The sequence below is a fragment of the Rhodospirillales bacterium genome (assembly GCA_023898765.1).
Taxonomy (GTDB): Bacteria; Pseudomonadota; Alphaproteobacteria; order Micavibrionales; family Micavibrionaceae.
This window is the reverse complement of record CP060238.1, coordinates 603,217-616,952: the sequence shown is the minus strand read 5'-3', so window position 1 is coordinate 616,952 and position 13,736 is coordinate 603,217. Positions and strand designations below refer to the sequence as shown.

The 13,736-nt window shown below is 49.2% G+C and carries 8 protein-coding genes; 4 read left to right on the top strand and 4 right to left on the bottom strand.

What is annotated here, in order from left to right:
• The first annotated feature begins 86 nt into the window (after positions 1 to 86).
• The gene (locus H6853_02950) at positions 87 to 869 is read left to right on the top strand and encodes a VacJ family lipoprotein (protein ID USO04243.1); all 783 of its coding nucleotides are present in this window, start codon (positions 87 to 89) and stop codon (positions 867 to 869) included.
• Positions 870 to 1,202: 333 nt separating this feature from the next.
• Positions 1,203 to 1,721, top strand: a complete 519-nt coding sequence (locus H6853_02945; protein USO04583.1) for an ABC transporter substrate-binding protein — start codon at positions 1,203 to 1,205, stop codon at positions 1,719 to 1,721.
• A gap of 110 nt (positions 1,722 to 1,831) precedes the next feature.
• On the opposite strand, the gene H6853_02940 is transcribed toward H6853_02945, so the two are convergent.
• From H6853_02940 to ettA, 4 genes are all read right to left on the bottom strand, one after another.
• A complete protein-coding gene (locus H6853_02940; protein ID USO04242.1) occupies positions 1,832 to 4,477 on the bottom strand; it encodes a DotA/TraY family protein in 2,646 nt (881 codons plus the stop codon).
• Positions 4,478 to 4,493: 16 nt separating this feature from the next.
• Complete coding sequence (locus H6853_02935) at positions 4,494 to 7,118, bottom strand: DotA/TraY family protein (GenBank protein USO04241.1); 2,625 nt, start codon at positions 7,116 to 7,118, stop codon at positions 4,494 to 4,496.
• 18 nt (positions 7,119 to 7,136) lie between these two features.
• Complete coding sequence (locus tag H6853_02930) at positions 7,137 to 9,920, bottom strand: DotA/TraY family protein (protein USO04240.1); 2,784 nt, start codon at positions 9,918 to 9,920, stop codon at positions 7,137 to 7,139.
• 236 nt (positions 9,921 to 10,156) lie between these two features.
• The gene (ettA, locus tag H6853_02925) at positions 10,157 to 11,836 is read right to left on the bottom strand and encodes an energy-dependent translational throttle protein EttA (protein ID USO04239.1); all 1,680 of its coding nucleotides are present in this window, start codon (positions 11,834 to 11,836) and stop codon (positions 10,157 to 10,159) included.
• A gap of 76 nt (positions 11,837 to 11,912) precedes the next feature.
• Between ettA and H6853_02920 the strand changes: the two genes are divergently transcribed.
• Positions 11,913 to 12,668, top strand: a complete 756-nt coding sequence (locus tag H6853_02920) for a Tellurium resistance protein TerA (protein ID USO04238.1) — start codon at positions 11,913 to 11,915, stop codon at positions 12,666 to 12,668.
• 55 nt (positions 12,669 to 12,723) lie between these two features.
• A complete protein-coding gene (locus H6853_02915; GenBank protein ID USO04237.1) occupies positions 12,724 to 13,725 on the top strand; it encodes a calcium/sodium antiporter in 1,002 nt (333 codons plus the stop codon).
• Positions 13,726 to 13,736 lie beyond the last annotated feature (11 nt).

Sequence of the window (13,736 nt, the reverse complement as noted above, 5' to 3'; positions counted from 1 at the left end):
AGTAATCTTAACCTTGCGTGAACCTAAATCGTGGTTTACTCGAACGGTAGTAAAGAAAAACAAATGGATTTAGGGCTAACAGAGCGATGAAAAAATTGAAGAATAAGGAATGTTTTAGGCGCGGGTATTACCTCCTGCTGGTTTTATTTGCCTGCCTGGGCCTTTCAGCCTGTTCAACCAGCGGCGGCGGAGACGTTTACGTGGGGGACACACTCGTAAGCGATCCTTTCGAGGAAACAAACCGCCGGTCCCTGAAAGTGAATGAAGCCCTTGATAAAGCCATTTTAGAACCGGCCGCCCGCGGATACAGGGCAGCGACGCCAAAAGCTTTCCGTCTGGGGCTTCGTAATTTTCTTCGGAACCTGAAAAGCCCGATCATTATCGGAAACCAGATTTTACAAGGTGATGTGGAAGGAACCGCCAATTCCACGCTTCGCATGATCGTAAACACGCTCGCCGGATTCGGCGGTATTCTGGATCTTGCCACGGAGGGCGGCGTTGCCTATGAACCTGAAGATTTTGGACAAACGCTCGCCACATGGGGCATTGGAAACGGACCTTACCTGGTTGTGCCTATTTTCGGCCCAACGACCTTGCGTGATGGCGCCGGAACCCTTGTCGATGCATATGCCGATCCTTTGCGGATTTACCTGTTTAATACCCATCGCGAGGAATGGCATTACGGACGTGTCGGAGCCGGTATTATCGACCAACGTGAAGAGCTGCTGGATATTATTGACGATCTGCGCCGCAATTCCTTCGATTATTATGCGGCCCTGCGCAGCGCTTACATTCAGCGGCGTCAGGCCCTGATTAACGACGAAGATCCGGATAAGATGGGTGGACCGTCTATCCCTGATTACGATTGATCCGGGAGTCTTCCTCCCGTCAAAATCAGGCCAGGCTTATGAAAGAGTTTGGCCTGATTGCTTTTTGATATTTTTCGCGGTAAAACCATAGTGGAAAAAGAACCTATTTTTTAAGGGCAGGGCATGATCAAAATGAAAACTGTTTGTATAAAATTCCTCTTAAGCGCTGTTTTTTTCGTTTTTTCTCTTGCCCTCGTGACAGGGGAGTCAAAAGCGGCTTCTTTCGAATGGGGATATTTCCTCACCGGCCCTTCCCAGACGTCCTCGTCTCATCCGTCATATCTTGTGAAAATCGCTAATCTTGACGCCAAAGCCGTAGAGAACGGCGACAAAATGGCAAGCGGCGCGCAAAAATTTGTAGACGATATGGGACAAAGAGCTATCGGTTTTCTGGGAGATACCAAACTGACTCAAAATCAAAAAGAACAGAGATTCCGTACTCTTTTGCGCGACAGTTTCGATATGAGCACCATTGGTCGTTTTGCTCTGGGACGGTATTGGAGAACGGCTACCTCCGCCCAGCAACAAGAATATCAACGCCTTTTTGAAGATATGGTCGTAGATGTTTATTCCGCACGCTTTAGCGAATACAAGGGCCAGACACTGGAAGTCAGTGAGACCAGAAAAGACGGAACAAAAGACAGCATCGTAACCTCCTTTATTGTCCCGACTTCCGGCTCCAAGATCCGTGTGGACTGGCGGGTTCGCTATAAGCAGGGAAAGTATAAAATTGTTGACGTCATTATTGAGGGCGTGAGCATGTCCCTGACCCAGCGCAGCGATTTTTCAAGCGTCATCCAGCGCGGCGGCGGAGAAATGCAGGCGCTTCTCGTCCATTTGCGCGGCCAGTAGCCTTCCATACATACCGTTCGTCTTTGAAAACAGAAGAACCTTCTGAAGACAGGTCCTCTTGATGAGGTTTTGTTTACGGGAAGGAAACAAAAGGAACGGGAGCCTTTATTCTAGCCGTCCTCCCCCTTTTTGAACATACCCGAAAGATTTCCGGCCATGTCTTTCATGCCGCCCTGAAGCTGCTGTCCTATGCGGCCTCCGCCAACAGCCATATATTTCACAAGACCTTCTGCCGGATCCGAACTTTTATCATTGAAGGCAGGCACCCCTGCATTCATCCAGCGTAAAATGTGATTGGGAACGTTGTCGATCAGCTTAAAGCAGGACATTCCTATCATATAAACGATAATGGCATAGATAACCGTGAAGAAAAATTCATCCAGGGGACCGCGGAACATCGTCTTGGGATCGATACCTCCCGATCCGTCAGGTGCGCTAAAGCAGGAGGTTGTAGAAAGGGGGTCCTGGCCCGACAGGTTGGTAATAACAAGATAGAAAATGTCGTTTAGAACCCGAACCATTGCGGCAAAGATTGCAATGGATGCCAGCAACCCAAAAACGATTAAAATGGGCCGGATAAATATTTCAAAAATCAGGAAATACCCGCTCATGGCGGCCTCGCCCGGCAAACCGTCTCCGCCTATACGCAAATGAGCCAGCGCCCAGAGAGGAACACCGACCATCGCTTCAAACAAGCCCTTGACCCAACCTGAAACGGCGAAGAAGAAATAGATAAAGGGCAGAAACGGAATCACGTAAAAAAGCAAAAAGCCGACGAGCAACCCAATGCTGGCCACAGCAGTAAAAAAGCTCGCCAGCGCAAAGAGGGTATCTCCTGCAGCGCCATATGCTTCCGAAAGTTTTGCCAATCCGCCCGCAGCTCCCGCAAAAATGGACCCGCCAAACATCCCGATTGCGTTATTCACCATCGTTTTTCCAAGAGAGGCAAGCTGTGCCAAAGGGTGAATATCCGTATTTTCGCACATCTCAAACAGACCTCTGGTTCCAAACAGAAGGTTGATGGCGTCAATCACGATATTTCCGGTCAGTTTTGTCTGGGAGGCCATATCGTCCTGCCGAATTCCCTCCGACATGACAAAATCGGAAACCTGATGAAGAACACGCGCCTTATCATGGTCTTCCGGATACTCAAATTCTACCAACTGGTTGTCAGACACGGAAGGAGAGTAGGTATCGGACGCCGAAACATTTTTATCCTGCTTGACCTTTTCGCTTTTTATCCACTCCATGACGGACGGCATCAGGATCGGCTCGGGAGTATTCATGGCAGCAGTTGTCAAAGCGCCGTTTTTCTGGGCAATTTTGTTGTACCATATGCCCGCCCCGGCCCAGCCGAGAATCTCCATATCCGCATCGGGATCTACGTTTCCTCCGGCTCTTTGGGCTTGCAAACCATCCTCTATAATTTTTTCAGCCTTTTCCTGGATACCCTTGGAGGTTTCCGCTTTCCATTTTGCATCGGGAATGGGTGTTTCCGGTATTCTTGGCTCAACGGATGAGTATTTTAAGCTGAAATTTTTAGCATGTTTATCAATGTCAAAAGCACCCTCCCAGAGTTCTTTGACAAGATCGTAATATCCCTCCTGAATTTTGGTTGCGCCGGGTTCCGCCATATCCGATGTCTTTAAAACAACCTCTCCGCAATACGGGTAAACACTGCCACTTCGGTTCTTATAAAGAATCGGGTCCTGCTCACCAAAACGAATGTGAATATCCCCGCCTTCTGTTTCCTCAGAGACATTTGAAGCCGTCGTTTCAGACAATTTCTTGGCATCCTCCGGGCCGGGGCCGTATATAACGAAAGCCTCAATATTTCGTCTTGCCGCCCGCCCTTCGGCATAGAGGCACGTACGGGCAAGAAGTATATATCCGTAAAGATAGGCCATTTCCGGTGTATTGGGCTTGGCATACAGAGTCTCCATCTTCCCAAGATATTCCGAGCTATTAAGGACTTCATTGAATTTGAGCCATCCGTTCGTTGCCAAACCGGACCCGTATTTTGCCGCATAAAGAGAGATCATTTGTCCGCCGTTTAATCCCGACGTGACAGGAAGCAAAAGGGCGAAAAAAACGCTTAGGCGAATGGGAGTCCAGGCGTGATTGAAACGTTTGCCAAAAGGGGTTCCTGTTTGTGCGGTTTCCGCAACGATCGTCACAACAAAATACAGAATGATAAAAAACCCGACCAGAAGAAGGCCATAGCTATAAAACTCAAACAGGCTTTGCAGCGCAAGCTGAAGAGGCGTCCCTACGCTTTCCTTTGAATTAAAAAGGTCCGGAACGCCAAAAACCATATCCAGCGCCCGAAAGGCCAGATCTGTCTCCGGTGCGCGTGCGCGTGTAACAAAAAATTCCGAATATGTTGTCGGCATCGTTGCCGCACGGGCGGGTGATATAAAAACAGCAATCAGAATCAGAATGAACTGCAAAACTAAAATGACAATGGCCGCCAGAATGGAAAAAAATACAACGATCTGGTCAATGTTCTTCCGGCAAGGAACGATGTGATTGGCCGCTTCCGCAATCACATGGCGCAAACCGTAAGTCCCGAGAGAATCCGCTCTTAAATAGGGGTGATTGTCCGGAAGAATGCGTACGGCGTTAAAAACGGTTGCAACAAGAAGCGCGAGATTATAAAAGCCCGATCCTGCGAGCGCACTTACACGCGGCAATATACCCGGCAGGAGGGCATATTTTAAAACGCTTTTTCTTGTAATGCCGATTTCTGCCAGCATATTTCACTCTATCCCCCTATTTTTTTCCCTGTGTAACAGCAGCAATACCCTGTTTAACCTGTTGAGCCGCTTGTGCCAGAGAAGAGCCCATCGCCGACCCGCCAACCGACATTTTCATGACAAGACCCTCGGCCGGTTCGCCCGCCTGATCTCCAAAGGTTGAAACGCCCGACCCCATCCAGCGCAGGATATTGTTTGGAATCAGGTCAATCAGTTTGAAGGACGCCATTCCCATCATATAAACGATAATTGTATAAATGACGGTAAAGAAGAATTCATCAATCGGGCTGCGGAAAAATTCCTTGCTTCCAACTTCCGGCGCTGCCGTGCCGCTTTTACCGCAAACGGCTGCCGTCTCAGGGTTAAAACCGGAAAGGTTGGAAACAACAAGATAAAAGATTTCATTCAGGACTTTAACCATGGCGGCAAAAATCGAAATGGAAGCAAGCAGACCGAAAATAATCAAAATAGGCCGGATAAATATTTCAAAGATAAGGAAATACCCGTTGACCGCCGCCTTACCAGACAAGCCTTCCCCGTCAATACGCAGATGAGCCAGCGCCCAGAGAGGAACGCCGACAATCGCTTCGAACAATCCTTTGATCCAGCCTCCCACAGCAAAGAGAAAATAAAGGAACGGCATGAACGGTACGACATAAAAGAGGATAAACCCGATCATAATGCCGATACTGGCCATGGTCCCGAAGAAACTCGAAGCCGCTCCCAGCGCCGCGCCAAAATGCTGTTCAAACAAAGCGGCAAGCCCGCCGGATACGCCCGCCCCGGCAGAGATACCCAAGTTTCGGATAGCGGCTTCTATAATGCCCTTTCCGACCTGGGAAAGCTGTGCCAAGGGATGAATATTTGTATTTCTGCAAATATCAAACAAACCATGTGTACCCAAAATAGCATTAATGGCATCAATGACTATATTTCCGGTCAGGCGCGTATGGCCCGCAAGCGAGTCCGTCCTGAACCCTTCCCCGTTCCAGAACTCATAAACGTGATTCAATGTCTCTTCTATCGTTTTGTCGCCCTCGTAAAGATATTCGATCTCCCGTCCATCGGCCAAATTGGCTTCAAAGCGTTTGCTGTTAGGTGTTTTCTTATCCTGCTGATAGTGTTGCTGCCGGGTCCATTCCATGACAGCGGGATCCAGCTTTCTGCGCGGCACATTCATAACGGCGGCCACCAAAGCGCCATTGATCTGGGCAACGCGGTTATACCAGACACCGGCGCCGCCCCAGCCCCATTGCTTTATTTTTTCTTTATCCTTTTCCCAGGTTTTCGAGCCTTTCTGGGCCTCAACGGCCTCCTCAATAGCCTTACTCACCCGTTCTTCCAGTTCTTTTTGAACCTTTACTTTAAAATCGGCCTGAGGCAAAGATGCGTCCGGATTTTCCCATATCTCCGAATGCGCATAACGCTCCACATAAGCTATAGAGAAGGCCTCCATATTCTCAATATCGTTGACCCAAAGATCCCTGATAAGCTCATAATAAAACTCCTGTATTTTCCTGGAACCGGGTTCCCTGATATCCGTTGTCTGCAGGACCAGTTCGCCGCACGTGGGAAAGACATATCCCTTAAATCCTGTATATGATTCTGGATCCAGCTCTCCGAAACGAATGCGGATGTCTCCGTTATGAAAAAATTCCAAAGCATCCTCATAACTTCCCATAGGGATCCCTTGTCTTTCCGCAGGGTTTATGACGAGATAAGCATTAATATCATCCTTACCGTTTTTCATGGACTCGGCCCACATACATGTTTTGGCAATCATGATAAATTCCGCAATGTCCATAAGCTCCGGCGCATTGGGCATCGCAACCAATGTTTCTTTTTCGCCGAGATAGGTTCCTGTTAGCGTATCGTTAAAAAGAATCCAGCCGTTTGTAGCAAAACCGGAGCCAAACTTGGCAGCGTAAAGCGTGATCCACTGTGCGGAATTCAAGCCTTGTCCGACGGGGATAAGCAGGCCGATCGCCACCACAAGACGGATAGGCGCCCAAACATGATTGAATCTTTTTCCAAAAGGTGTGCCATGCTGCGCCGTTTCCACCACAATGGCAAAAACGAAATAAAGAGCAATCAGAACGGCCACCACCAGGAGAGCAACACTGTAGAATTGCAACATACCGTGCAGCGCATCATGAAACTCTCCGATTTTATCGGCGTCCTGAGAATTGAACATATCCTTCACGCCAAAAACGCGATCTAAAAGACGGAAAGCAATATCCGTTTTATAATTCTCGGTAATAAACAGATTGTCCGGCAGGCTAATCGCCGCAGAGGCCGGATTAATCAGGAACGAGGCAAGCAGAAGAAAAAACTGGACAAACAAAATGGCGATACCGGCCAAAATAGCAAAAAAGACGATAACCTGATCGATATTGTTTCGTCTGACAACAAGATGAGACGCCGCCTCGCTCATCACGTTATACATACCATAATTTCCAACCGCTGCCGGTTTCAGGTAAGGATGATGGTCCGGCAAAATATTGGCCGCCCGAAGGACCAGAGCCATGAAATAAGCCAGATGGGCAAAACCTCCTTTTGTGAGGTCACGAAAACGCGGCAAAACCTGCGGCATAAAGATATACCGGAAAATCTGGCCTTTTGTTATCGTCTGTGTTTCCATCAAATTATTCACCTAACTTTATGGTTTCGCTTGAGATTTTTGCCCTAACATAGCAAGGGCCCCTGCCGCCTGGCCTGTTCCCTTCAGACCCGTATTGACGGCCCCCATAACCTGTCCGCCGACCGTATATCCACCAACGGCGGCATATTTAACAAGGCCTTCTTTTGGATCTCCGCTCTGATCCGCAAAGGTAGAGACAGCATCACCTATCCAACGTAAAACCTGCTGCGGCACCAAATCAATCATCTTGAAAGACGCGAGCGCCATCATGTACATGACAACGGCATAAACGATCGTAAAGAAAAATTCGTCTACGATATAGCGCCGAAACTCTGTCAATCCGTCATCTACCGTACCGCCTGTTCCTCCGGCCGAGACCCCGAGCATGTCCGTTCCGGACCCCATATCCATCGCCGTTCCTGTGATGTTATAAACGACGAAGGCAAACAGATCGTGCAGAATAACAGCCATGGCCGTGAAAATAGCCATCCCGCCGATCAAACCGAAAACCGTTAAAATCGGGCGGACAAAAATTTCAAAAATCAGCAAATATCCATTGGCGGCGGATTTTCCCGGCAACCCGTCTCCATCGATGCGCAAATGCGCCAGCGCCCAAAGCGGTGCCCCCACCATGGCTTCAAAAATTGTTTTGACCCAGGCACCGACCGCAAAGAAGAAATAGATGAAGGGCAAAAACGGCAGGATGTAATAGAGGATAAATCCGGCAATGAGGCCGATAAGCGCAATGGAGGTAAACATTTCGCTCGCCGCTTGAAGAGACGCCCCCCAATGGGATTCAATCGCCGTTCCAAACCCGCCAAAAACAGCGGTTCCCATAGAAAAAGCCATGTTCCGGATAGAGCTGTCGACCAAAGACTTGCCAATGGCGACAAGAGCCGCCAGCGGATGAACTTCATCGGCATTATTTTTCCGCAAATCAAAAAGACCGTTAGACCCGAAAATAATATGCATGGCATCCCATATAATATTTCCCGTAGAGCCCTTTCCCGTTTCCAGTGCAGGATCACAGGTCCAATATTCATAAGCAGCGTTCATCGGGCCCAGAACGGTCATGTCGACCCCTTGGGCATCAAAATCAACGTTCTTACCATCCCCAAGATTAGGCCGGAACTTCTGACACGGCTTGTTGGTCCCCCCTTGTTTGGCCTGGGCGGTTTTAACGGCTTCCATAAGTTCCGGATATTTGCTTGGCGTTGGAATACCCTTAATGGCAGCGGTCATAGCCCCATTTGCATCCGCAATCTTATTGTACCAGATGCCCGCGCCGCCCCAGCCGCGCTTGAGAATATCTTCCGGCATTGTAAAATCTGCCGCTTCGCGCGTCTTATCAAGAACAGATTGAATTCCTGTCTTGTAGACTGTATTAAAAAGCTGCTTCATTTCCTGCTTGACTGGAGAAGGGGGTTTATAGGTGGTTTTACAGGTTTCCTCATCATGAAACAAGTCTACATGGATACAAGGATTTGCTCGACTGTGATGTGGGTGGTTGGCATGCGCCATTCTTTCACCAAGATATTTGCTAAAAATAATGGTGTAACCAAACTGGGCAAGCCTGTAATACATCTCCTGAATATACTCGGGACCCAAGGACGCAGAATAACCAGCATCTACTTTTCCGGATTTGTTGCTTAATGTTTCCGGATTTGTTGCTGAAAACGGAATATTCAGCTTGCCGCAATAGGGACGAACATTCCCGGCAAAGGTGCTGTGCATATCAGCTTTTTCACCAAAAACGACTTCAATGTCCCCGTTTTTAAGCTTCTGCCTTATTGTCAGTACATCTGTCTCTATAAAATCCAAAGCTTCCTTGCCAATCACGATATAGGCTTTGATTTCACCGTTACTGCCCACACCATCCATCCCGCGCATGATTTTATAACTTTCGCGGCAAGTCTGGACAACGGTGAAAAATTCCGCCAGACCGTCCGCATCCGGTATTTGCGGACTCGCGATGAGACTTGCGTTTTTCTGCCCTATCGGGTTCTCTGTCGCCCTGTTGAAAACGATCCAGCCGTTGGAGGCCATGCCGGATCCCAGCCGCGCGGCAACCAGTGTGATATACTGGCTGGCGTTAAAGCCGTAATTGATCGGGACAAGAAGCCCCATCGCCACAACAAGACGCAGCGGGGCATAAATATGGGAAAAGCGCTGACCGAAGGGCGTGCCTGTTTGCGCCGTCTCCGCCACAACCACGACGACATAATATAAAAACACCAGAACGGCGACGATCAAAATAGCCAGATTATAGAACTCGAACAGGGCCTGAAGAGCCACATGAAACGGCGTTCCCGTTGCCACACTGGATCCAAAAAAGTCGGGAATGCCAAAAACATGGTCCAAAAGCATAAAAGCAATATCGTCTTCGGGAGTCCGCGTTTTGAATATCCCTTCAAATCCGGCCGCCGCATCAACGGCCCCCGCAGCAAAAGCCTCCCCGCTCAGCAGCATAAGGAGGAGAAGAACAAATTGCAGGACAAGAATGACAAGACCGGCCAGAATCCCGAAAAAGACAACAATCTGATCTATGTTCTTCCGGTCCATAACAACGTGATTCGCCGCAGCCCCAACCACCTGGCGCAGACCGAACGTTCCGATATTGGCCGGATTGGTATAAGGATGCGTAGAAGGAAGAATGCGAACCGCGTTATAGACCATGGCAATCAGAAACGCCAGATACCCGAAACCCGACCCGCCAAGCTCTCTAGCGCGCGGCAAAATACCCGGCAACAGGAAATATTTTGCCACCTTTTTCGCCGAAACCTCTTTCGCAAGCGCTGTCATTAACCCTGATTGTCCCCCTGTTTCCCGTTTTTCCGCCGTTTAAACGCGCGTCATCCACGCAATCCGACTTATTTTAAAGTATACCATAGCGCCGCCCTGTACTTCCAATTCTGATGAAAGGATAAGACTTTTAGACAGATAGAGCATAACGATCTGATATAAATAGGTTTTTTTACACCCTTTTACCGTTCCGAATCCGCTTCACAGACGCGCCGGCAAATCCGCCGGAGAAAAACCTATCCTGTCTTACGCAAGGGTTTGTATTTGATATTATGCGGACGGTCCGCCTCATGGCCCATCCGGCGGCGATAATCCTGCTCATACTCTTCATAGTTGCCCTCAAACCATTCCACGTGGGAATTGCCTTCAAAAGCCAGAATATGGGTCGCCAGGCGGTCAAGAAACGCCCGGTCGTGGGAAATAACTACGGCGCAGCCGGGAAACAGCTCCAAAGCCTCTTCCAACGCCGAAAGCGTTTCCGTATCCAGATCGTTTGTCGGCTCATCCAGAAGAAGAACATTAGCCCCGCTTTTGAGCATTTTAGCCAGATGAACGCGGTTTCTTTCCCCGCCGGAAAGCTGCCCGACTTTCTTTTGCTGGTCCGGCCCGCGAAAATTAAAGGCGGAAACGTAGGCCCGCGAGGGCATATCTATTTTGCCAAGTTTTAAAATATCCAGCCCGTCTGAAATTTCTTCCCAGACGTTTTTGTTCGAATCGAGAGAATCCCGACTTTGATCCACATAGCCAAGTTTGACGGTTTCGCCGACATTAAAGCTGCCGGAGTCAGGTTTTTCCTTCCCGGTAATCATCTTGAACAAGGTTGTCTTGCCTGCCCCGTTCGGACCGATCACACCGACGATGCCGCCGGGCGGTAGCTTAAAAGATAAATCTTCAATCAAAAGCCGGTCTTCAAACCCTTTCCGCAAATCCCTGGCTTCAATCACAAGATCGCCAAGACGTGGCGGTGTTGGAATCACGATCTGGGCGGTTCGAACATCCTGCCGCTCAGACTCCGCCAGAAGCTGTTCATACGAAGACACACGCGCCTTGGATTTTGCCTGCCGCGCCTTGGGAGACTGACGAATCCACTCCAGCTCGCGGCTCAAGGTCTTTTGTCTGGCCTTATCCTCACGCGCTTCCTGCGCCAGACGCCGCGACTTGGCTTCCAGATAGGCAGAATAGTTTCCTTCGTACGGAATGCCTATTCCACGGTCGAGTTCCAGAATCCAGCCCGTGACATTGTCCAGAAAATACCGGTCGTGCGTGACCATGATAACGGTGCCTTCATATTCGCAGAGAAAACGCTGAAGCCATGCGACACTTTCAGCATCCAGGTGGTTGGTCGGCTCATCGAGCAACAGAATATCGGGCTTCTCCAGCAGCAGGCGGGCCAGCGCCACACGGCGCTTTTCACCCCCGGAGAGGTTTTTAATGTCCGCATCACCCGGCGGGCAGCGCAAGGCTTCCATAGCCATTTCGACGGTACGGTCCAGCTCCCACCCGTCAACAGCATCTATTTCTTCCTGCAGCGCGCCCATCTCTTCCGTCAATGCTTCAAAATTCGCATCGGGATCCGCCATAGCCAGAGCAACCTCGTTATAGCGGTCCAGCTTGGTTTTAATCTCGCCCAGCGCTTCCATGACGTTCTCGGAAACGCTTTTGTTTTCATCAAGTTCCGGCTCCTGTTCCAGATAACCGATCCGGACCCCTTCTGCGGCCCATGCTTCCCCGGAAAACTCACTGTCCCGTCCGGCAATAATTTTAAGCAAAGTCGATTTTCCGGCGCCGTTAGGCCCCAAAACACCGATTTTTGCCCCCGGCAAAAAGCTCAGGGTAATGCCGTTTAAAACAGTTTTGCCGTTTGAAAAGGCCTTCGTCAGACCGTTCATCACATAAACATACTGGTAAGAAGCCATTGTCTTTTTCTCCTAAAGCTTTAAAGCCTCCTTCGTTTAGCATATAGTGGCCAAGGAAACAAAGGAATGAAACATCATGACAGGTGACCAAAGTTCAAGAGACTCGTTGATGGAGGCCACACGAAGCCGTGCAAGGTTTTCAGAACATGGCGGAAAAGGAGCCTCCGGTTTTATCAGTCCGTATGACGAAAACCAGGACGCCTCTTTTCTATCGAAGCCCGGTGAAACGGCGATCGTGAATCCTCCTATGGGTGGTTTGCGGGATTTTGAAATCGGCGTCGCATGGGATGTACGGCAAATTCAAACACAAAAACAGGGGCTTTTGGGTAAATTATTGAACAAAACCAAAACGGTCACGCGCCAACAAAATGTCGATCTGGATCTGGGCTGTTTTTATGAACTCGAAAACGGAGAACGCGGGGTTGTTCAGGCGTTCGGAGAAAACTTTGGCGCTTATGACAAACCGCCTTACATTTTTTTGTCCGGTGACGAACGAACCGGAGAAGCAGAAGGAGAAGACGAAAAGATCACCATCAACGGCGGACATTGGAAAGATATAAAACGCGTGCTGATTTACCTGTATATTTACGAAGGTGCAGATGATTTTGAAGAGGTAAACGAACAAATTCAGGTCCGCGTTCCCGGCGAAAAACCAATGGTTGTAAGTCTTCACGCACATCGCGATGAAATGGACCTTTGCGCGGTCGCCGGACTGGAAAACATACGCGGTGGTATCCGCATGACAACCTATCTGGAATATTTCCCCGGTCACGAATCCATGGACCGGGCCTTTGGTTTCGGGTTGCAATGGGAAGAGGGCGCAAAACGCTAAAAAGTTTTAACTTCATAAGAATAAACAATCTTTTATAAAAAACCGGAAAATCTCCATGATCGAATGCGACACCCAGCAGCTTTTCATTCTCGCCATCGGCGCGCTTGGCCTTGGCATGTATATGCTGCTGCGCGGGGGAGGATGGACGGTTGACGCCGCCGTTTTTGTCGCAAGACGTTTGGGCATTTCCCCGCTGGTCATCGGCTTTACCGTTGTTGCGATGGGCACCTCCCTGCCGGAGCTGATTGTTTCCATCAACGCCAATATGGTGGGGTCCGCAGGTATCGTGACAGGAAACGTGATCGGCTCCAACATCGCCAATATTCTCTTTGTACTTGGCGTAACGGCTTTTTATACGACATTGACGGTCCTGCCGCGGGCTTTGATGCGGGATCTGGTCATGATGATGTTTGCAACCCTTCTTATGATGGGATTTATGCTCTACGGGGATATAACCCGCCTTGCCGGTATGTCCATGATTGCCATCATATTTTCTTATGTTTTCTGGCAGTACTGGCTGGCACGCAAAGGGAAAATAGATGTCGAAGATATGGAAGAACCGCAATTCAAATCCATGGTGCCAGCAGTTGGATTTTTGATTGCAGGGTTGGCTTGCATTGCTCTGGGAGCCGAATTTCTCGTGCGTGGAGCAAAAGTGACAGCCACCATTATCGGTGTTCCGGAAGACGTGATCGGTCTGAGCGTCATCGCACTGGGCACCTCCCTACCGGAGCTTTCAACCTGCCTCATTGCCGCAATGAAACGCCACACGGATATTGTGATCGGCAACATCGTCGGTTCGAATGTTTTCAATATCCTGCTCATCATCGGCGTAACAGCCCTTGTAAAACCCATTCAGCAGGCAGAAATCGCGCCGCAAGTTATATCTCTTGATATATGGGTAATGTTTGCCGTCTCTGCCATCTTCACAGTGATTTTGCTTTTATATCGGAAGCTGAATCGTGGAATTGGAATTCTCTTTATTCTGGCATATATACTCTACATCAGTGCCATTTATGGGTTATACTTGGGCAGAGATTTAATTCCGCAGGGATAGACAGAATGTGG